The 20,530-nt window shown below is 71.6% G+C and carries 19 protein-coding genes and 1 tRNA gene; 10 read left to right on the top strand and 10 right to left on the bottom strand.

The window, feature by feature from the left end:
• The first annotated feature begins 10 nt into the window (after nt 1-10).
• From ACIQID_RS04650 to ACIQID_RS04640, 3 genes are all read left to right on the top strand, one after another.
• Nucleotides 11-1,357 carry a hypothetical protein gene (locus ACIQID_RS04650; RefSeq protein WP_400282404.1) on the top strand — a complete coding sequence of 449 codons (1,347 nt, stop codon included), beginning with the start codon at nt 11-13 and terminating at the stop codon, nt 1,355-1,357.
• Nucleotides 1,358-1,435: 78 nt separating this feature from the next.
• Nucleotides 1,436-3,769: an arylsulfatase gene (locus ACIQID_RS04645; protein ID WP_400282401.1), complete on the top strand. Its 2,334-nt coding sequence runs from the start codon at nt 1,436-1,438 to the stop codon at nt 3,767-3,769.
• 34 nt (nt 3,770-3,803) lie between these two features.
• On the top strand, nt 3,804-4,697 hold the full coding sequence (locus ACIQID_RS04640) for a formylglycine-generating enzyme family protein (protein ID WP_400282398.1): 894 nt from the start codon (nt 3,804-3,806) through the stop codon (nt 4,695-4,697).
• 19 nt (nt 4,698-4,716) lie between these two features.
• Here the strand turns inward: ACIQID_RS04640 and ACIQID_RS04635 are convergent, their stop codons facing one another.
• The gene (locus tag ACIQID_RS04635; protein ID WP_400282395.1) at nt 4,717-5,649 is read right to left on the bottom strand and encodes an HAD family hydrolase; all 933 of its coding nucleotides are present in this window, start codon (nt 5,647-5,649) and stop codon (nt 4,717-4,719) included.
• A 155-nt stretch (nt 5,650-5,804) separates the two neighbouring features.
• Here ACIQID_RS04635 and ACIQID_RS04630 point away from each other — a divergent pair, with 155 nt between their 5' ends.
• The 4 genes from ACIQID_RS04630 (at nt 5,805) to ACIQID_RS04615 (ending at nt 10,792) form a co-directional block, all read left to right on the top strand.
• On the top strand, nt 5,805-6,014 hold the full coding sequence (locus tag ACIQID_RS04630; protein ID WP_312673000.1) for a heavy metal-associated domain-containing protein: 210 nt from the start codon (nt 5,805-5,807) through the stop codon (nt 6,012-6,014).
• Entirely contained in the window at nt 6,014-8,269 is a 2,256-nt protein-coding gene (locus tag ACIQID_RS04625) for a heavy metal translocating P-type ATPase (protein WP_400282392.1), read from the top strand. The genes ACIQID_RS04630 and ACIQID_RS04625 overlap by 1 nt, the downstream gene beginning before the upstream one ends.
• 23 nt (nt 8,270-8,292) lie before the next feature.
• Entirely contained in the window at nt 8,293-8,553 is a 261-nt protein-coding gene (locus tag ACIQID_RS04620) for a YHS domain-containing protein (protein WP_025103119.1), read from the top strand.
• A 67-nt stretch (nt 8,554-8,620) separates the two neighbouring features.
• Complete coding sequence (locus ACIQID_RS04615; RefSeq protein WP_400282388.1) at nt 8,621-10,792, top strand: heavy metal translocating P-type ATPase; 2,172 nt, start codon at nt 8,621-8,623, stop codon at nt 10,790-10,792.
• Between the two features lie 30 nt (nt 10,793-10,822).
• Here ACIQID_RS04615 and ACIQID_RS04610 read toward each other — a convergent pair whose 3' ends face one another.
• Nucleotides 10,823-11,389, bottom strand: coding sequence for a hypothetical protein (locus ACIQID_RS04610; RefSeq protein WP_312672996.1), 567 nt, complete (start codon nt 11,387-11,389; stop codon nt 10,823-10,825).
• Between the two features lie 2 nt (nt 11,390-11,391).
• Nucleotides 11,392-12,540, bottom strand: a complete 1,149-nt coding sequence (locus ACIQID_RS04605; RefSeq protein ID WP_062766527.1) for a zinc-dependent alcohol dehydrogenase — start codon at nt 12,538-12,540, stop codon at nt 11,392-11,394.
• A gap of 284 nt (nt 12,541-12,824) precedes the next feature.
• Between ACIQID_RS04605 and ACIQID_RS04600 the strand changes: the two genes are divergently transcribed.
• Nucleotides 12,825-13,154: an ATP-dependent DNA ligase gene (locus ACIQID_RS04600; RefSeq protein WP_400282383.1), complete on the top strand. Its 330-nt coding sequence runs from the start codon at nt 12,825-12,827 to the stop codon at nt 13,152-13,154.
• 22 nt (nt 13,155-13,176) lie between these two features.
• Here ACIQID_RS04600 and nhaA read toward each other — a convergent pair whose 3' ends face one another.
• From nhaA to ACIQID_RS04580, 4 genes are all read right to left on the bottom strand, one after another.
• On the bottom strand, nt 13,177-14,454 hold the full coding sequence (nhaA, locus tag ACIQID_RS04595; protein ID WP_400282380.1) for a Na+/H+ antiporter NhaA: 1,278 nt from the start codon (nt 14,452-14,454) through the stop codon (nt 13,177-13,179).
• A gap of 61 nt (nt 14,455-14,515) precedes the next feature.
• Nucleotides 14,516-14,689: a hypothetical protein gene (locus ACIQID_RS04590; RefSeq protein ID WP_164498170.1), complete on the bottom strand. Its 174-nt coding sequence runs from the start codon at nt 14,687-14,689 to the stop codon at nt 14,516-14,518.
• A gap of 96 nt (nt 14,690-14,785) precedes the next feature.
• Nucleotides 14,786-14,858, bottom strand: a tRNA-Arg gene (locus ACIQID_RS04585).
• A gap of 16 nt (nt 14,859-14,874) precedes the next feature.
• Nucleotides 14,875-15,684 carry an SGNH/GDSL hydrolase family protein gene (locus tag ACIQID_RS04580; protein ID WP_400282377.1) on the bottom strand — a complete coding sequence of 270 codons (810 nt, stop codon included), beginning with the start codon at nt 15,682-15,684 and terminating at the stop codon, nt 14,875-14,877.
• Nucleotides 15,685-15,777: 93 nt separating this feature from the next.
• Here ACIQID_RS04580 and argS point away from each other — a divergent pair, with 93 nt between their 5' ends.
• Together argS and ACIQID_RS04570 are read left to right on the top strand one after the other, a co-directional pair.
• A complete protein-coding gene (gene argS / locus ACIQID_RS04575) occupies nt 15,778-17,442 on the top strand; it encodes an arginine--tRNA ligase (protein WP_312672988.1) in 1,665 nt (554 codons plus the stop codon).
• Between the two features lie 8 nt (nt 17,443-17,450).
• Nucleotides 17,451-18,293: a DUF2993 domain-containing protein gene (locus ACIQID_RS04570; protein ID WP_400282374.1), complete on the top strand. Its 843-nt coding sequence runs from the start codon at nt 17,451-17,453 to the stop codon at nt 18,291-18,293.
• Nucleotides 18,294-18,305: 12 nt separating this feature from the next.
• On the opposite strand, the gene ACIQID_RS04565 is transcribed toward ACIQID_RS04570, so the two are convergent.
• The 3 genes from ACIQID_RS04565 to ACIQID_RS04555 are packed head-to-tail and all read right to left on the bottom strand — an operon-like array spanning nt 18,306 to nt 20,506.
• Nucleotides 18,306-19,040 (bottom strand): alpha/beta fold hydrolase, encoded by a 735-nt coding sequence (locus ACIQID_RS04565; RefSeq protein WP_400282371.1) that lies wholly within the window; start codon nt 19,038-19,040, stop codon nt 18,306-18,308.
• Between the two features lies 1 nt (nt 19,041).
• Nucleotides 19,042-19,623 (bottom strand): TetR/AcrR family transcriptional regulator, encoded by a 582-nt coding sequence (locus ACIQID_RS04560; protein WP_400282368.1) that lies wholly within the window; start codon nt 19,621-19,623, stop codon nt 19,042-19,044.
• Nucleotides 19,616-20,506 carry an alpha/beta fold hydrolase gene (locus ACIQID_RS04555; RefSeq protein WP_400282365.1) on the bottom strand — a complete coding sequence of 297 codons (891 nt, stop codon included), beginning with the start codon at nt 20,504-20,506 and terminating at the stop codon, nt 19,616-19,618. The genes ACIQID_RS04560 and ACIQID_RS04555 overlap by 8 nt, the downstream gene beginning before the upstream one ends.
• Nucleotides 20,507-20,530 lie beyond the last annotated feature (24 nt).

Genomic DNA, 20,530 nt, shown 5'->3' with positions numbered 1-20,530 from the left:
CGAGGCGCCGATGAGCGAGATCGAAGACCTGCGGGAACGACTGCGCGCGCTGGAGCAGGAGAACGAGGCGCTCCGACGCCCTCGACGCCGGATCTCGGCCCGGAGCATCATCGCCGGGATCGTGCTCGTCGTCGCCGTGCTCCTCGCGCCGATCGCGGCGATGGGGACGTGGGCACGGCTGCAGCTCGTGGATGCGGACCGGTTCGTCGCGACCTTCGCTCCGCTGGCCGAAGACCCGGACGTGCAGGACTTCGTCGCCGACCAGGTGACGGCCGCCATCGACGAGCAGGTCGACCTGGATGCCGTGGTCGGCGAGCTCTTCGACGGCCTGCGTGCCCTCGACCTCCCGCCGCGCGCCACCGCCGCTCTCGGGCTGCTGGAGGCACCGGCCGCGTCCGGACTGTCGTCCCTGATCGACGGCGTCGTGCACGAGGTGGTCTCGTCCCGGCAGTTCGCCGACATCTGGGCGGAGACGTTGCGGTTCACCCATGAGCGCGCCGTCGCGATCCTGCAGGACGAGCCCGGCACGGCGCTGGAACTCAGCGACGACGGGGTGCTCTCGGTGGACGTGGGCGCGGTCGTCGAACGGGTCAAGGAGGCGCTGGCGGAGCGCGGTGCCGGGGTGGCCGACCTCATCCCGGTGATCGATCGCACCATCCCGGTGGTGCAGGCCGACGCGCTGGTCCTGGTCCGCACGGTCTACCAGATCGCGGTGACGGCGGGGTTCTGGCTGCCCTGGGTCGTCCTCGGCCTCGTCGTCCTCGGCGTGCTGCTCGCGGTGAACCGGCCACGGGCGCTGTTCTGGACGAGTGCGGGCTTCGCCGTCGTCTTCTTCCTCCTCGCCGCCGGGATGGGCATCGGACGCGGGTTCTTCGTCAGCGCCGTCAGTCCGTCGATCATGACGGCCGCGGCGGCCGAGTCCCTCTTCGATCAGCTCACCGCGCTCCTCGGATCCACCGTCGTCGCGCTCGCCCTGGTCGGGGTGCTCATCGCGCTCTGGGCCTGGCTCGCCGGGTCGAGCCGCAGTGCCCTCACGGTGCGGCGCGTCACCGAGAGCGGGTTCGGGGCGCTGCGCGGCGCGGCGGAGGCGCACGGGATCTCCACCGGGCGGTTCGGGCGGGCGGTCGACCGCTATCGCGGCGCGATCCTCATCGCCGGGATGGCGATCGGGGTGCTCATCCTCCTGGCGACGCGTCCGGTCACCTTCGGCTCCGTCCTCGGTGTGGCGATCGGCGTTCTCGTGCTGACGATCCTCGTCGAGCTGCTGCGGCGGCCAGCGCCCGCCGTGGTCGTCGAGGAGCGGGATGCGCCCGTCGTCGAGGACGCCGACGACGCCGAGGTCACCCGGGCCGGGTGAGAGCACCTGTCGGCACGCACGCGGGGTCGGGAGACTCGGGACGAGGCGCGCCGCTGCGCCCGGAGCGAAGGAGAGACGATGTCGGAATTCAATGCGGACTTCTCGGGGGAGATCACACTGGACGTCCGCGACTCCCGTCCTGACTGGTCGCCGTACGAGCTGCGGAAGGCGCCGGAGGGGGCTCCGAACGTCCTGGTGGTGCTCTACGACGACACCGGGCTGGCCTCGTGGTCGCCGTACGGCGGCCGTATCGCGATGCCGACCATGGACCGTCTCGCCGCCGGGGGCCTCACCTACACGCAGTGGCACACCACGGCGCTGTGCTCCCCGACGCGGTCCACCATGCTCACGGGCCGCAATCACCACGTCAACCGCGCCGGCGTGATCATGGAGGGCACGAACGGGTTCCCGGGCTTCGCGGGGCGCCTGCCGGCGGAATGCGCGACGATCGGCCAGGTGCTGCAGGAGAACGGGTACAGCACGTTCTGGCTCGGCAAGAACCACAACGTCCCTGAGGAGGACATCGCCCCCGGCGGCAGCCGTTCGATGTGGCCGCTGCAGCTCGGCTTCGACCGGTTCTACGGCTTCCTCGGCGGGGAGACCAACAACTGGTACCCCGACCTCGTGGAGGACAACCACTTCGTCGAGCAGCCCTACCGTCCCGAGGACGGATACCACCTGTCCAAGGACCTCGCCGATCAGGCGCTCGCGATGATCCGGAACCAGCAGGCGTCGAATCCCTCGAAGCCCTGGTACATGTGGTTCTGCCCGGGCGCGAACCACGCCCCGCACCACGCCCCGCAGGAGTACATCGACAAGTACAAGGGCATGTTCGACGACGGCTACGACGCCTACCGCGAGTGGGTGCTGGCCCGCATGATCGAGAAGGGCGTGCTGCCGGAGGGCACGCAGATGACGCCGTTCAACCCGCTGCCGGAGGACGCCGCGAACCCCGCCGACCACGTGCGGCCGTGGGCGGAGCTGAACGACGACGAGCGGAGGCTCTTCTCCCGCATGGCCGAGGTCTTCGCCGGCTTCTCCGAGTACACGGACGCCCAGGTCGGGCGGATCGTGGACTACCTGGAGGAGACCGGGCAGCTGGACAACACGATCGTCTTCTACTGCGCCGACAACGGTGCCTCCGGGGAGGGATCGCCGGACGGCTCGGTGAACGAGAACAAGTTCTTCAACGGCTACCCCGACGACCTCGCCGAGAACCTCGCGATGATCGACACGCTCGGCTCCGCCGACACCTACAACCACTACCCGACGGGGTGGGCGGCGGCGTTCTCCACCCCCTTCCAGATGTTCAAGCGGTACTCCCAGTACTCCGGCGGCACCTGCGACCCGATGGTCGTGCACTGGCCGAAGGGGATCGCGGCCAAGGGGGAGCTGCGCCACCAGTACCACCACTCGGTCGACGTCGTCGCGACGGTGCTCGACGTCATCGGCATCGAGATGCCGGAGTCGTTCCGCGGCGTCCCGCAGCGGCCGTTGGACGGCGTCTCGATGAAGTACTCCTTCGACGCCGCGCCGGACGGGCCGACGCAGAAGAGCGTCCAGTACTACTCGATGCTCGGCACCCGGGGCATCTGGAAGGACGGCTGGAAGGCGGCGGCGGTGCACGCCCCGCTGAGCGGCAAGGGCCACTTCGACGACGACGTGTGGGAGCTGTACCACGTGGCGGAGGACCGCTCCGAGTCGAACGACCTGGCCGCGACCCACCCGGAGAAGCTGCAGGAGCTCATCGCGGCGTGGTTCGCGGAGGCGGAGGCGAACTTCGCCCTTCCGCTCGACGACCGCTCCGCCCGGGAGATCCTCACGGTCCCGCGGCCCCAGGCGGAGGCGCCCCGAGAGCGGTACGTGTACTTCCCCGGGACGGCCGCGGTGCCGGAGAGCGTCGCGGTCAACGTCCGGGGCCGCTCGTACAAGATCATCGCCGACGTGGTCCTGTACGAGGGCGCGGAGGGCGTGCTCTTCGCGCACGGGTCCCGCTTCGGCGGGCACTCGCTGTTCCTCAAGGACGACCGGCTGGTCTACGTGTACAACTTCCTCGGCATCCCGCCCGAGCAGTCGTTCTCGTCGGACCCGCTCACCCCCGGTCCGCACACCCTCGGCGTGGAGTTCGTCCGGGAGGGGGCGGGGGAGCACGGCGAGTCCGTCGGCACGACCACGCTGTACGTCGACGATCGCGCCGTGGCGTCCGGTCCGATGCGCGCGCAGGTCGGGAAGTTCACGCTCTGCGGCGACGGGCTCTGCGTCGGGTGGGACAGCGCCGATCCGGTGAGCGCGCAGTACGGCAATCCGTTCCCGTTCACCGGCGGCAGGCTCCTGGGCGTGGCGGTGGACGTGAGCACGGAGCAGTATCTCGATATGGAGCTCGAGGCGGCCGCGATGCTGTCGCGCGAGTGACCGTCCGGAGCGGGCGGCGGCCTAGCATGAGGGCATGACGGCGATGATCGAGATCCCCGGCGGAACGCTCCTCATGGGGTCGGACGAGTTCTACCCGGAGGAGGGGCCGGTCCACGAACGGCGCGTGGAGCCGTTCGCCCTGGCCGCGCACCCCGTCACCAACCGTCAGTACGCCGCCTTCGTCGAGGACACCGGCTACGTCACGATCGCCGAGCGGCCCATGGACCCCGCCGACTATCCCGGCGTGCATCCGGACGATCTCGTCCCCGGCGCCATGGTGTTCACGCCGACCCGCGGCCCCGTCGACCTGCGCGACTGGCGTCAGTGGTGGCGGTGGGAGCCGGGGGCGTCCTGGCGGCACCCGTTCGGACCGGCCTCGTCGATCGATGACCGTCTCGATCATCCGGTCGTGCAGATCGCGCACCCCGATGCCGCCGCCTACGCGGCCTGGGCCGGCGCGCGGCTGCCCACCGAGGCCGAATGGGAGTGGGCGGCACGGGGCGGCCTCGTCGGCGCGCGGTTCGCGTGGGGTCAGGACACGAAGCCGGACGGCACCCTCATGGCCGACACCTGGCAGGGCGCCTTCCCTTACCGGAACGACGGCGCCGACGGATGGATCGGCACGGCGCCGGTCGGCTCGTTCCCCGCCAACGGGTACGGCCTGCGCGACATGATCGGCAACGTCTGGGAGTGGACGGACGACTACTGGACGCACCGGCATGTGCCGCCGGGCGCGATGGGCGTCGACGCCGGTCAGCGCGCGAGCCTGCTGTCCTCCGAGCCCGGGTCGCCCATCCCTCGCCGCGTGCTCAAGGGCGGCTCGCACCTCTGCGCCCCCGAGTACTGCCTCCGCTATCGCCCTGCGGCGCGGTCCGCCCAGGCGGAGGACACGGCGATGACCCACATCGGCTTCCGCTGCGCGCTGTGAGCGCCCGCTGCCGCGCGGTTCAGGCGGGGTCAGGGAACACGGACGCCCAGTCGTCCCGGACGCTCACCACGGTGTAGCCCCGGTCGGCGGCGGCACCGAGGGCCCGCTCGGCTCCCGTGTCGTAGGGGGTGTCGTCGCGGCCGGGGTCGTCGTGATGGATCAGCAGCGCGAGCCCGGGGCGAGGGCCGCCGTGCGCGAAGTCGAGCATGGGCATGTCGCCGTTGGAGTTCCCGGCCGCCAGCAGCGGACGCCGCCCGATCCGGCTCCAGATCCGCACCGGTTTCTCCGGTCCGTCGTCGAAGAACGCCAGCGCGGAGGAGTAGCGCACGCTGGCATCCTTCTCGTCGTAGGAGAGTCCGAGCGCCGAGCCGATCACCCGCTCGGGAGGGATGCCGTAGTTCGCCTGGGTCATCGGCCGCATGAAGTCGCGCTCGCCGCCCGACACGATGTAGCACGTGAAGCCGTGGCTCTCGAGGTACCGCAGCAGCTCGACCATCGGGCGGTACACGGATTCGGCGTACGGGCGGCCGAGGATCGGGTGCTGGGCGGAGCGGTAGAACTCCGCCACCGAACGGGCGTAGTCCTCCACGCTCACGCCGGCGGTCAGCCCCAGGAGCGCCTGGATGATGACACCGAGGTCGGAGTCGTCGCCGGCGTAGTGCTTGTCGATCGCGGTGCCGAGCCAGGCGAGGTCGCCGGTGACCGCGGCGCGGTAGGGCTGCCGCTCGGCCAGGGACGGGTCGCGCGTCGCCTCCTCGCGCCAGCGCTCCACCACGTAGTGCAGCTGCGTGGGCATGGGCTTCTCCGACCACAGCGTGCCGTCGTTGTCGAACACGGCGATGCGTTCGTCGACGGGGACGGCCTCGGGGCCGGTGGTCGCGGCGGAGACGAACGCCTCGATGCGGCGGCGCGTGGCGGTGTCCCGCCAGGAGGACAGGGGAGAGGAGTGCATGAGCGCGATCCTCACAGGTGCGGACGTCGATGCCCAGTCCTCCTCACCCGCTGTGGACGAGTCGGGGTGCCACCCGAGGTGCGGGAATACCCTCGGAGGGTATAGGGTTGGCTCGAAGGAGTACCCCAGGGGGGTATCCGACGAAAGGAACCATGATGAGCACGAGCGAGTACCAGGTGACCGGGATGACCTGTGGCCACTGCGAGACGGCGATCCGCGACGAGGTGTCCCGCATCCCCGGCGTCGATGGTATCGATGTGAGCGCGCAGAGCGGGAAGCTCGTGGTGCGCAGCTCCGCCCCCGTCGACGACGCGGCCGTGCTGGCCGCCGTGGACGAGGCGGGCTACCAGGCGGTCCGGTCCTGATGGACACCCCGTCCGCGACCAGCGTGGAGCTGGAGATCGGCGGCATGACGTGCGCGTCGTGCGCGATGCGGATCGAGAAGAAGCTCAACCGTCTCGACGGCGTCACCGCGACCGTGAACTACGCCACCGAGAAGGCGAACGTCACGGCGCCGGCGGGCGTCGACACCGCCCTGCTCATCGCCGAGGTCGAGAAGACCGGCTACACCGCCGTCGTTCCCGCGCCTCCCGCTCCGGAGGGGACGAAGCCCGACGGCGAGGAACCCGACCCCGAGCTCACGGCATTGCGGCACCGGCTGATCGCGTCCGTCGTGCTCACCGTCCCGGTCATCGCGATGGCCATGATCCCGGCGCTCCAGTTCACGTACTGGCAGTGGCTGTCGCTCGCGCTCGCCGGTCCCGTGATCGTGTGGGCGGCGTGGCCCTTCCACAAGGCAGCGTGGATCAACCTCCGGCACGGTGCGGCCACGATGGACACGCTCATCTCCATGGGCACGATCGCCGCGCTCTTGTGGTCGTTGTACGCGCTCTTCTTCGGCACCGCCGGATTGCCCGGCATGACGCACCCCTTCGAGTTCACCGTCGCGCCCAGCGACGGCGCCGGCAACATCTATCTCGAGGTCGGGGCGGGGGTGACGACGTTCATCCTCGCCGGGCGCTACTTCGAGAAGCGCTCCAAGCGACAGGCCGGTGCGGCGCTCCGGGCGCTGCTGGAGCTCGGCGCGAAGGAGGTCGCCGTGCTCCGGCAGGGCGTCGAGACACGGATCCCGACGACCGAGCTGCGGGTCGGGGACGAGTTCGTCGTTCGCCCGGGGGAGAAGATCGCCACCGACGGTGTGGTGGTCGGCGGCACCTCTGCGGTCGACGCCTCGATGCTGACCGGTGAGTCCGTGCCGGTGGAGGTCGGCGCGGGCGACGCGGTCACCGGAGCCACGGTGAACGCCGGAGGACGCCTGGTGGTGCGCGCGACCCGCGTCGGCGCCGACACCCAGCTCGCCCAGATGGCGCGGCTCGTGGAGGAGGCGCAGACCGGGAAGGCCGAGGTGCAGCGCCTCGCGGACCGCATCTCCGGCGTCTTCGTGCCGATCGTCATCGTGATCGCCCTCGGCACGCTGGGAGTCTGGCTGGGTGCCGGGTTCCCGGCGTCCGCGGCCTTCACCGCCGCGGTCGCGGTGCTCATCATCGCCTGCCCCTGCGCGCTGGGCCTGGCCACGCCGACCGCCCTTCTCGTCGGCACCGGTCGCGGCGCCCAGATGGGGATCCTCATCAAGGGGCCCGAAGTGCTGGAGTCGACCCGGAAGGTCGACACGATCGTGCTCGACAAGACGGGGACCGTCACCTCCGGTCGCATGACGCTGACCGCGGTGCACCCCGACGGCGGGGTGGACCGCGAGGAGCTGCTGCGGCTGGCCGGTGCGCTCGAAGACGCCTCCGAGCACCCGATCGCGCAGGCGGTGGCGGCTGCCGCCACCCGGGAGCTCGGCGCCCTTCCGGCCGTCGAGGAGTTCGTGAACGTCGAGGGCACGGGCGTGCAGGGGATCGTGGACGGCCACGCGGTGGTCGTCGGACGCACATCGCTGCTCGCCGACTGGTCGCAGCACCTATCCGCAGAGCTGAGTGCGGTCAAGGCCGAGGCGGAGGCCCGGGGCGAGACCGCGATCGCGGTGGGCTGGGACGGGCAGGCGCGCGGAGTCCTCGTCGTCGCCGACACGGTCAAGAGCACGAGCGCGGAGGCGGTGGCGCAGCTCCGGGCGCTGGGGCTGACGCCCGTCCTGCTCACCGGCGACAACCGCGCGGTGGCAGAGCAGATCGCGCGCGAGGTCGGGATCACCGAGGTGATCGCCGAAGTGCTGCCCCAGGACAAGGTCGACGTGGTGCGCCGGCTCCAGGACGAGGGAAAGGTCGTCGCGATGGTCGGGGACGGCGTGAACGACGCCGCGGCCCTCGCGCAGGCGGACCTCGGGATGGCGATGGGGACCGGGACCGACGCGGCGATCGAGGCGAGCGACATCACCCTCGTCCGCGGCGACCTCCGCAGCGCGGCCGACGCGATCCGGCTGTCCCGGCGCACGCTCGGCACGATCAAGGGCAACCTGTTCTGGGCCTTCGCGTACAACGTCGCAGCGATCCCGCTCGCGGCCCTCGGCCTGCTCAACCCCATGCTCGCCGGAGCGGCGATGGCGTTCTCCAGCGTCTTCGTCGTCGGCAACAGCCTCCGCCTGCGGTCCTTCCGCAGCAGGGCGGTGGACACCCCGTGAACGAACGACAGAGGAGCACAGACATGTCCGATTCCCCCGCAGGATCCTGCTGCAGCGTCCCGCGCCAGAGCGGCGTCTCCGCCGAAGGCCGGACCGACCTGCTCGCCGTGCCGGCCGAGGGCATGGCCGAATGCCCCGTGATGGCCGGCACCCCGGTGGTGATCGCCACGGCCGAGGCCGCAGGCCTGTACCGCGACCACGAGGGCACGCGCTACTACTTCTGCTGCGCGGGCTGCGGACCGGCGTTCGACGCCGATCCCGCGAAGTACACCAGGGCGGCGTGAGCCCCCACCCGTGCGGGGCCGCGACAGATCCGGCCCCGCACGGCATCATCGACGTCGGAGGGAAGACATGAGCACCTCGCACCACGACCATTCCGCGCACGGCCACCCCGTGGGAGCGGAGGCCGGCACGCCCGCGGACCACGGCGGACACGCGGAGCACGCCGGACACGGAGACCACGCAGCACGCGGAGATCACGAGGAGCACGCCGGGCACGGCGCTCACGCGGGACACGGCGGTCACGGCGGCCATGGCGGTCACGGCGACCACGTTGCACAGTTCCGGCGTCTGTTCTGGATCATGCTCGTCCTCGCCGTGCCCACCGTGCTGCTCTCGGGCATGTTCGCGATGATCGTCGGCTACCCGCTTCCCGACATCCCCGGGTTCTCCTGGGTGTCGCCGGTCCTCGGCACCGTGATGTACGTGTGGGGAGGCAGGCCGTTCCTCGCGGGCGCCGTCAGCGAGATCCGGGCGCGGCAGCCCGGCATGATGCTGCTCATCGGCCTCGCGATCACCGTGGCATTCGTCGCGTCGTGGGGAGCGAGCCTCGGCTTGCTGCATCACGAGCTCGACTTCTGGTGGGAGCTCGCACTCCTCATCGTCATCATGCTGCTCGGGCACTGGATCGAGATGCGGTCGCTGGCGCAGACCACCTCCGCCCTCGACTCGCTGGCCGCGCTGCTGCCGGACGAGGCCGAGCGCGTCGAGGGCGATGAGGTCGTGCGAGTCGCCCCGTCGGAGCTCCGCGTGGGCGACGTCGTCGTGGTGCGTCCCGGCGGCAGCATCCCGGCGGACGGGCGGATCGTCGACGGTCGCGCCTCGATGGACGAATCCATGGTGACGGGGGAGTCCCGCACCGTCACGCGGTCGACCGGTGACCTCGTGACGGCGGGAACCGTCGCCACCGACTCCGGCCTCCGCGTGGAGATCACCGCGACCGGAGACGACACCACACTGGCGGGCATCCAGCGGCTCGTGACGGAGGCGCAGAACTCGTCCTCCCGTGCGCAGCGTCTCGCCGACACGGCCGCGGGCTGGCTGTTCTGGTTCGCGCTGGGCGCCGCCGTGATCACCGCGGTGGTGTGGAGCGCCGTCGGCCTGCCGGACGACGCCGTCATCCGCACGATCACCGTGCTCGTGATCGCCTGCCCCCACGCGCTGGGGCTGGCCATCCCGCTCGTCGTGTCGATCGCGACCGAGCGTGCGGCGCGCGGCGGCGTGCTCGTCAAGGACCGGCTGGCCCTGGAGAGCATGCGCACCGTCGACACCGTGCTGTTCGACAAGACCGGCACGCTGACCAAGGGCGAGCCCGTCGTCTCCGAGGTGTCGGTGGCCGGCACGGAGACCGCGGAGGAGGTGCTGGCGCTCGCCGCGGCCGCCGAGGCCGACAGCGAGCATCCGCTGGCGAAGGCCATCGTCCGCGCCGCCCGCGACAAGGAGCTCCGCGTGCCGGCGAGCCGCGACTTCTCGTCCTCGCCGGCGGTGGGCGTGACCGCGACGGTGGACGGCGCGGTGATCCGCGTCGGCGGGCCGCACCTGCTCACGGAGGAGGGGGCGCAGGAGCTTCCCGTCGCGGAAAGGTGGCGTGCGGACGGCGCGATCATCCTGCACGTGCTGCGGGACGGCCGCGTCATCGGGGCGCTCAAGCTCGCGGACGAGGTGCGTCCGGAGTCGCGGGACGCGGTCGATGCGCTGCATGCGCTCGGCGTCCAGGTCGTGATGATCACCGGCGACGCGGAGGCCGTCGCGCACACCGTCGCGGCCGACCTCGGGATCGACCGCGTGTTCGCGGGCGTCCGGCCGGAGGACAAGGCCGCGAAGGTGCAGGAGCTGCAGCGCGAAGGTCGCAAGGTCGCGATGGTGGGCGACGGCGTGAACGACGCCCCCGCGCTCGCTCAGGCGGACGTGGGCCTGGCGATCGGCGCCGGGACGGACGTGGCCATCGCCTCCGCCGGCGTGATCCTCGCCGGAGACGACCCGCGCGCCGTGTTGTCGGTGATCGAGCTCTCCCGCGCCTCGTATCGGAAGATGACGCAGAACCTCTGGTGGGCGGCAGGGTACAACCTGCTCTCCGTCCCGCTCGCGGCGGGTGTTCTCGCCCCGATCGGCTTCGTGCTGCCGATGTCGGTGGGGGCGGTGCTGATGTCGCTGTCGACGATCGTGGTGGCGCTGAACGCGCAGTTGCTGCGGCGGCTCGATCTCCGTCCGGAGGTCGTCACCGCGGGCATCCTGCAGCGCTGAGCGCCACCACGCCGCCGTCTCGGTCCCGGCTCAGTGTCGTCGGCCGAGGCGGCGGAGAGCGCGGACGCCCAGGACCACCGTCAGCACCCAGGGCCCCACGACGATGATCGGGTCGAGCCACGTGTGCCGGAGATCGATCCGTCCGCGTCCGAACCGCGATGCGAGCGGCCGATGCTGCGGTTCCGCGAGGACACCGGTCTGCGTGATGGGGTCGTCCGGGCGCCGGGTGAGCAGGGAGCGGGCGTGCGCCGTCACGGCGTCGACGCGGTCGCCCAGCACGAGCAGCAGCCAGCGCGTGTTCTTCGTCTCGCTGAACCGGTCGTAGGCGACGCGCCGGATGGCACCCGACACGCCGTGCAGCGGCTGAGCGGTGCCCCAGACGGGAGGCAGCATGCCGTGCTCGATCGAGCGCTCGCGGCCGCGGTCGGGGCCCTGACGCTCGGGGAGGTCCCAGTGCGCGCCGGTGTCGCCGACATCCTCCAGCTGCTGCCAGGTGCGGCGGTGCTCGGGGGCGAGGTCGGCGCCCCAGCCCGGGATCCGGGCACGCAGCTCATCGGGGGTCGGTGCGGGGATGGGTCGAGATCCTTCGTACGGCATGGTCATTCCTCTCCGACGACGATGAGCGGTTTGATGCAGTCGTCGAGCTTGGACGAGAACACGTGGTAGGCCTCCGCGATGTGCTCCAGGGGGAAGCGGTGCGTCAGCAGCTCGGACGGACGGATGTGGCCCGCCTGGATGTGTTCGAGCAGCCGCGGCCACTGCCTCTTCACGGGAGCCTGGTTGCCGCGCACCGTGAGGCCCTTGTTCATGATGTCGCCCAGGCGCACCGAGGTCACCAGCGGGCCGTAGGCGCCGAGGATCGACACGGTGCCGCCCTTGCGCACGCTGTCGATGGCCCAGTTCACCGCGACGGGCGAGCCGCCCTGCAGCTTGAGCTTGGCGGCGGTCACGTGCTGGACGACACTGCCGTCCGCCTCCGCGCCCACCGCGTCGATCACCACGTCCGCGCCGAGGTAGCCGGTCGCCTTCTTCAGCGCGAGCACGATGTCACCGGCTTCGTGCAGGTGCATCGTCTCGGCGAAGGCGAAGTCCCGTGCCTTCTCGAGCCGGTAGTCGAGGTGATCGACGACGATGACGCGGCCCGCGCCGAGGAACCAGGCCGAGCGGGCGGCGGCCAGGCCGACGGGACCGGCGCCGAACACGACCACCGTGTCCCCTTCGGCGATGTCCGCCTGTTGCGCACCGAAGTAGCCGGTGGAGAACGCGTCGGTGAGCAGCAGCGCGTCCTCGGAGGCGAGCCACTCCGGGATCACCGAAGGGCCGACGTCCGCGAACGGCACGCGCACGCGCTCCGCCTGCCCGCCGTCGTACCCGCCGGTCGTGTGCGAGTAGCCGTAGATCCCGCCGACGGCGGTCGCGTTCGGGTTCACGTTGTGGCAGTTCGAGAAGAGGCCGCGGCGGCAGAAGTAGCACGAGCCGCAGTAGATGTTGAACGGCACCATCACCCGGTCGCCCGGGCGCAGCGTCTCCACGGAGGAGCCGACCTCCTCGACCACCCCGACGATCTCGTGACCGAAGGTGTGCCCGATGCGGGTGTCGGGCATCATGCCGTGGAAGAGGTGGAGATCCGACCCGCACACGGCGGCTCTCGTGACCCGCACGATCGCGTCGTTGGGGTGTTGGATCGTCGGATCGGGTTTCTCCTCGACGCGGATCTTGTACGGTCCGCGGTAGGTCATCGCCTTCATCGGGTGCTCCTTCGCTACGTGGAGTGACCGACGCTATGCACCGCCTCGGGGATGACTCAGGGGATTGACGGATCAGACGGGGAGGCGTACGAACGCGGACGCCGGGGGCCGAAGCACCGCCGAGTGACGGTGTCCCTGGGCGAGGTTCGTGAGGGTTGCCCGGGCACTACCCCCGGTCGGCGGTTCGCGCAATGGGCTGGGTTCCCGGCGGGAACGCTGAGAGTCTCGGTGTTACCTTCCCCCGTGGGAAGGCGACGCGCGCGGCGCGGAGCGGAGGACAGGTCGTGGGACGGTTCATCTACGAGGGCGGCCCGCGATGCGAACTCGAGGACCGCGCGCTCCTGCACATCCAGCTCGTCATCACCGCGAAGCTGCGTCGAGGGGAGCCGTTCGCGTTCAGCTGGCGGGAGGATGCCAGCGTCGGCGGCGGGAAGAACACGGTCTGGATCCACGCCTACAGCAGCATCGTCTTCCAGTACTTCGGCAGCAGGAAGCCCGAGGTGAATCGCGCGTGGGTCGACGCGCTCGCCTACACGGCCAACAGCCCCACCGGGCTCTACGTCGTACCGGAGCCGCCGGGCAGCGCGACGGCCGGAAACCTCGAGATCGCCTGAGGCCGGCCGTCGCGCCGGGGCATCAGCCGGCGGAGGCGGCCCCGCGCGCGCGGCGGCTGCGTGCTGCGAGCACGAATCCGCCGAGGACCGCGGCGAGGAGCGAGCCGACGAGCACGCCGATCTTCACGTGATCGTCGGCGACGCTGCTGCTGCCGTAGGCGAGCTCGCCCACCAGCAGCGAGACCGTGAAGCCGATGCCGGCGAGGAGGGACATGCCGGCGAGATCCGGCCAGCGCAGCGTCTCGTCGAGGCGCAGGGCCGGCATCCGGCTCAACAGGAAGGTCGTGAGCAAGATGCCGACCGGCTTCCCGAGCACGAGGCCCACGACGATCCCGATGGTGATCGGGTCGGTCAGCGCCGAGACGAGGCCGTCCACGCCGCCGATCTCGACACCGGCCGCGAAGAACGCGAACACCGGCACGGCGACGAGCGTCGCCACGATGCCCCAGCGGTCGGCGAAGTGCGCGGCGAGGCCGTCGTACACCGGGGCGCCGTCGGCGTCCGTCCCGGTGCGCACCCGCGCGCGTGCCGTCGGACGCACGGGGACCATGAAGCCGAGCAGCACGCCGGCGACCGTGGCGTGCACCCCGGACGCATGCACGAACGCCCAGACGGCCAGGGCGAGGGGAAGCAGGATCCACCAGGACCGGATGCCGTTCTGCACAGCGAGTGCGAAGCCCGCGAGGGGCAAGAGCGCGAGGATCAGCCAGGGGAAGCTGATGGTCTCGGTGTAGAAGGTGGCGATGATCGTGATGGCGATGAGGTCGTCGATGATCGCGAGCGTGAGCAGGAACACCCGCAGGGCCGGCGGCAGGAAGCGGCCGACGACGGCGAGCACCGCGATCGCGAACGCGATGTCCGTGGCCGTGGGGATCGCCCATCCGCGGAGGACCTCGGCGCCCGACGAGGCGTTGATCGCGACGAAGAACAGGGCGGGGACGATGACGCCGCCCACCGCGGCGGCGATCGGAAGCGCGGCACGGCGCGGGTCGCGGAGGCGTCCGGCGACGAATTCCTCCTTCAGCTCCAGTCCGACGACGAAGAAGAACACCGCGAGCAACCCGTCGGCGGCCCAGGCGCCGACACTGAGCTCGAGGTGCCACTCGGGAATCCCGAAGCGGAAGTCCCTGATGGCCTCGTACCAGGGGGCGGCGGGGGAGTTGGCGAGGATCAGGGCGGCGAGCGTGGCGGCCAGGAGCAGCCCGCCGCCGAGCACGTCGCTGCGGGCGGTGGAGCGGATGCCGCGCCAGAGCTCATGCGGCGCGAGACGGAAACGGGCAGGGGACGACGAAGAAGACACAGGGATACCTCACGGCAGATGAATGGGTGACGCGATGTCGCCGCACCCGTCCGGGCGCGGCCTATCCCTGTGGCGGCGGGCAGCCGGCGATCTCGCCGTGCGAGAGGGTGCCCCAGACGCTCGTCCACCCGTTCGTGCCGGGGTGCAGGACCACGCGCATCCACTCCGTCATCGGCGTCGCGGACGACAGACGGCGCGGAGCGCGCGTCGAACCGGCGATGAGGAGGGAGGGCACGGATCCAGGCTACCCGGCTCGGCTGCGGGACGTGGACGGACTCCTGGCGGCACGAGAAGAGGGACCGTCCGTGTGGACGATCCCTCTTGCTGTACGTGCCCCCGACAGGAGTCGAACCTGCGACCTACGGTACCGGAAACCGGCGCTCTATCCACTGAGCTACGGAGGCGTACCGATCGACAATATCACTCGTCGGGGGTGGTCTCCGACCCACCGGCCTCCGTGACCGGCGCGGCGCGCAGTTCGTCGAGCGCGGCGGCCAGCTTCTCGGCGAGGTAGCGGTGGCCGTCGGTGGACGGGTGCTTGCGGCCGACCTCCACGTCGATGACGGCGAGATAGTTGTCCTCGGTGATCCAGTCCCGCTCGATCGGGGAGATGTACCACCAGCCGCGGGCCGAGGCGAGAGCCGCGAGATCCCGGTCGATCCGTGCGGTCTGCGCGCCGACCGGCAACTCGTGCGGCGCGGGACCGAGCACGACGATCGCGGCCTGCGGGTAGAGGGCCGTCAGTGCGTCCCACGCGGCGGTCACGGCCTCGCGGTAGCCGGCTGCGCCCTGCGCCCGGTCGTTGATGGAGCCCTGGATGATGACGAGATCCGGATCGAGAGTCGGGTCCAGTGCCGCGATGCGGTCGCCGAAGGTGGGGCCGTCGATGCCGGGCTTGAGGTAGCCGCTGCCGCGGACGCCGTCGACGATGGTCGAGCCGTGCAGGAGGTCGGCGAGCACGTACGCGTAGCCCAGCGTGGGGTCGGAGGCGGCCGAGCCGTAGGTCCAGGAATCGCCGAACACGAGGACGGTCGGCTCGTCGGGGAGCACGAGCGGCGCGGGGGCGATCACCGCGACGGACTCGTCTCCGGCGGCGGCGCCGACCGGGAGGGACGACGGTGCCGGGACCCAGGGCCGCCAGACCCCGAGGACGCCCGCGGCGACGGCGACGAGGAGGGCGGCGGCGACGCCCGCGATGCGCAGTCGACGAGGGGCGGCGGGGGCGTTCATGGTGTGAGAGTAGATCACGGAGGACGGATCGCAAACTCCGCGGGACGCCGGGCGACGGAGCGGGCCCGCGCGCCCCCGTAAACTGGGGGGTCTATGAATCCTGAAACGCTCGCCCACGCCCTCCTCGCCGTCCTCGCCCCCATCGCCGAGGAACGACGTCCGGGCGAGCCGTTCGACCTCGCCGCCGCCGACATCGTGCTGGAGCGCCCGCGCAACCGCGACCACGGCGACTGGGCCTCGAACATCGCCATGCGCCTGGCCAAGCCCTTCGGCACGAACCCGCGCGAGCTCGCCCAGCAGATCGCCGACGGACTGGCCGATGTGGACGGCATCGCGAGTGTGGAGGTCGCCGGTCCGGGGTTCCTCAACATCCGTCTCGACGCGGCGGCCGCCGGTGCGCTCGCGAAGGTCATCGTCGACGCCGGTCCCGCCTACGGGACGAACTCCTCGCAGGAGGGCGTCAGCGTGAACGTCGAGTTCGTCTCGGCCAACCCCACCGGTCCGCTCCACATCGCGCACACGCGCTGGGCGGCCCTCGGCGACGCGATCGTCCGTCTGCTCCTCGCGAGCGGCGCCCATGCGGTGCGCGAGTACTACATCAACGACGCGGGCGTGCAGATGGACCGCTTCGCGGCGTCCGTGCTGGCCGCGGCCCAGGGGGAGCCCACGCCGGAGGGCGGCTACCCGGGCGCGTACATCGCGACGCTCGCCGGTCGCGTTCTCGAGGCCCGTCCCGACCTGCTCGACCTCCCCGCGGAGGAGCAGCTCACGGTCGCCCGCGAGCTCGGCTACGAGTACCAGCTCGCCGAGATCAAGAACTCCCTCGAGCGCTTCAACGTGCCGTTCGACGTGTGGTTCTCCGAGCGCACCCTCCACGCGAAGGACGCCTCGGGTACCAGCCTCATCGACCAGGCCGTCGACCGTCTGCGCGAGCAGGGCCACGTGTTCGACGAGGACGGCGCCGTCTGGGTGCGCACCACCGACTTCGGCGACGACAAGGACCGCGTGATCCGCCGCTCGAACGGCGAGTACACCTACTTCGCCGCCGACGCCGCCTACTACCTCAACAAGGGCGACCGCGGCTTCCGCGACAAGATCTACCTGCTCGGCGCCGACCACCACGGCTACGTGCACCGTCTCAAGGCGGTCGCGGGAGCGGCGGGCGACGACCCCGCGAAGAACATCCAGGTGCTCATCGGCCAGATGGTCTCGATCAACGGTGCCCGTCTCAGCAAGCGCGCCGGCAACATCATCGAGATGGACGACCTGCTCGACTGGCTCGGCACGGACGCGCTGCGCTACTCGCTGGAGCGCTCGCCCGCCGACTCGCCGCTCGACCTCGACCCGGAGCTGCTGCAGAAGCGCACGAACGACAACCCGGTGTTCTATGTGCAGTACGCACACGCCCGCACCCACAACGTCGCGCGCAACGCCGCCGACTCCGGCATCGACCGTTCGGTCTTCGCCCCGGAGACGCTCACGCACGAGACCGAGGCGGCGCTGCTGGGCGCGCTCCAGGAGTTCCCGCGCATCGTCGCGTTCGCTGCCGAGGTGCGCGAGCCGCATCGTGTCGCGCGCTACCTGGAGGAGCTCGCCGGCCTGTACCACCGCTGGTACGACAACTGCCGGGTCATCCCGCTGAGCGATGCCCCGGTGGAGGACGTGCACCGCACGCGCCTGTGGCTGAACGACGCCGCCGGCCAGGTGTTCCGCAACGGACTCGACCTGCTCGGCGTCTCCGCGCCCGAGCGCATGTAGGGAGCGCCATGAGCGACGACAACTCGACCCTGCCGTACCCGAGGCCCTCGGACGAGCACCCGACGCTCGTGGTCCCGGACCCGGCGGACGGGCGGGGCGGTGCCGTTCGTCGCCGGCGTCGGTGGCCCTGGGCCGTCCTCATCGTCGTGGTCGTGCTCGCCGCCCTCGTGGTCGCGGCGGAGCTCGTCGCCCGCGCCGTGCTCCCCGGCGTCGTCCGGTCGATGGTGATCGAGCAGCTCGACCTCCCCGTCGACCAGCAGCTCGATGTCGAGACCGAGGGGCTCCTGCTGCCGCAGCTGCTCGCCGGCCGCCTCGACACCCTGCACCTGTCGACCGACGCCGTGACGTTGCAGGGCATCACGGGGGCGGCCGACGTCACCGCGACGGGGGTCCCGCTGCGCGGGGGCGACCTCGGTGGCGCCGACGGCACCATCCGCATCGACCAGGAGCAGTTCACCGCGCTGCTCTCGGACACCGACCTCCCCGTCGACACGGTCGAGTTCGCCGCGCCGAACGCGACGCTCGGGGGCTCGTTCGCCGTGCTCGGCACGGCGGTTCCGGTGTCCGTCACCTTCACGCCAGGGGCGGTCGAGGGGGACCTCGAACTCACGCCGGTGGCGGCCAGCGTCGGCGGCGTGGACGTCGACCTCGACCGCATCGGGTCGTCGCTCGGCTCCCTCGGCGAGGGGATCACGCAGCCGCGACGGGTGTGCATCGCCGACCAGCTTCCGGCAGGCCTCACGCTGACAGGGGTCGAGATCGACGGCGACGACGCCGTGATCGACGTCGACGCCGATGGCGCGATAGTCACGGACGAGGCGCTTCAGGCGAAGGGCACCTGCGACCGCTGACCGGACCGCGGTTCAATCGGGTCGGCGCTCCTGCAGGCGTGCGGCGAGCTCCGCGGGCCGTTGCAGGGGGATGCCGTGACCGCACCCCTCGACGACCTCGAGCGTGCTGCGCGGATGCACGCGGTTCAGCAGCGCGGCGGAGCGGCGCATCAGCGGTTTCTCCTCCGCGCCGACGAGGACCAGCGCCGAGCCGGGATGCGCACGCCACGCGGGCGGCGGTGCGAAACGCAGATTCTCCTCGACCGCGCGCACCAGCGTCCGGCGCGAGAGGGATGCGGAGGTCTCCAGATAGCGGGGGAGCAGGTCCTCCGAGATGAACAGCTCGCGTGCCTGCAGACGGGCGAAGCGCTCGTTCCTGGCGAGCCCGGCGGTGAGTCGGAGCAGCGCCAGAGTGGGCCCGACGGCCCGGATCGGCTCCGCCTGGGCGCTGATGACCACGGCGTCGGCGACGAGGTCCGGCCGTCGCGCCGCGAGCAGGACGGCGAGCTGCGCGCCGAGGGAGAAGCCGACGACGGTGGCCGGTCCGGTCTCCCTTTCCAGCAGGGGGATGAGCCTCGCCACCGTCTCCTCGTGCGACTCGTAGTCGACGCTCGCGCTGCGGCCGTGGCCGGGAAGATCCGGGACGACGACCCGCCGCGCGGGATCGAGGTGTCGGCGCAGCGGCTCCCACATCCACCCGGCGACCCCGCCGCCGTGCAGGAGCAGAAGCGGTGGTGTTCCCGGGGGACCCGATGTCTCGTGATGCATGTCACTCCGTCTCAAAGCTCGCGGCCATGCGGCCGACGGTGTCGATCGCGCTCTCCAGGGTCCGGCGGTCGAGCGCCCCCAGCGTGCGGGCCGCGGAGAGCAGGCCGAGCGTGGCACTGGACAACACGAGAGCCAGGGCCTCGGGCTCCACGTCCGGCACGATCCGTCCCTGCCTCTGCAGGTCGCTGATGCCGGCGACGACCTGTTCGTGACGCGTCCGATAGCGGGCGGGCGGCTGCGCGGCGACGTGGGCGCCGAGCACTCCCGCGTCGTCGAGGAACGCGGCCGTCATGAGCTCGTCGCCGAGCAGCGCGGTGGCCGTGGCGCGGTAGAGGGCGCTGAGCGAGGGCTGCGGTCCGGCGGTGCGGGCGACGGCGTCGGCGATCCGCGCGGTTCCGCGCTGGAGCAGGGCGTCGAGGATGTCGCGCTTCGCGGCGAACTCCAGATAGACGGCGCCTTTGCCGATGCCGGCCGCGCGGGCGATCGCCGCGACGCTCATCGCGTCGAACCCCTCCGCGAGGACCATCCGCTCCGCCGCGTCGAGGATGCGTGCCCGGCGGTCCGGGACGAGCGGCCTAGGCATCGGAACCTCGCGCGAACCAGTCGCGCAGGGCGGGGATCACGAGGTCGGGACGGTCTCGTTGCACCCAGTGCCCGGCGCCGGGGGCCACGAGGAGCTGCCCGTTCTGCAGGCTCTCCGCGGCCGCCTCGATCCGTCGGAGCGGGACCCCGGAGTCCCGGTCGCCGTGCACGAACAGGACGGGGACGCGGATCTCGGCGAGTCGATCACGGTAGTCGGTGCGGAGCCGCAGCGGCCGCACCTGGTCGCGCTGCCAGCCGCCGAACGTCGTGAGGCCGGAGCCGTTCGCGGCCTCGGCGAGCACCGCATCGACGAGGGCGGGCGTGCGGGCCTCCGGGGAGCGGACGAGATCCTGGAGGCCTCGCGTCATCGCCTTCCGGTCGCGCGCGTAGACGCGTGTCATCGCGCCGAGCAGTCCCGAACGCAGGAGCAGGAAGGTCGACAGGTGCGACAGGGGGCCGAGAGCCCCGTCCGTCAGGCGCGGCATCAGCCCGTAGCTGCCGAGCAGGGCGGCGGCGTGCGCGCCGTCCGGACGGTCGAGGAGGTGGCCCAGCGCCATCCCCGCGCCCATCGACAGGCCCCCGACGGCGTACCCGTGCAGCCCGACGGCATCCACGAGGGCACCCACGTACGTCACCAGGCGCTCCTGCGTCAGCGGCGCATCGAGGCGCGGGCTGTGCCCGAAGCCGGGGTGGTCCGGGGCGACGACGCGGTGTCCGGCCGCCGCCAGCGCCGGTCCGACCTCGCCCCACGAGAGCTCCGCGCTGTCGGCGCCGCCGCCGTGCAGCAGCAGCACGGGAGGCTGCGACTCCGCGGGCGGGCGCCACTCCAGGACCGACACGGGGGCGCCGCCAACGGTCACGGTGTGCCGTCGTGGTGCGGACATGCGTCCCCTCTCGTTGTGACCACC

The organism is Microbacterium sp. NPDC091676 (assembly GCF_044756645.1).
Lineage (GTDB): Bacteria > Actinomycetota > Actinomycetes > Actinomycetales > Microbacteriaceae > Microbacterium > Microbacterium paraoxydans_D.
The sequence above is the reverse complement of the archived record's forward strand: the minus strand, read 5'-3'. Positions and strand labels throughout refer to the sequence as shown.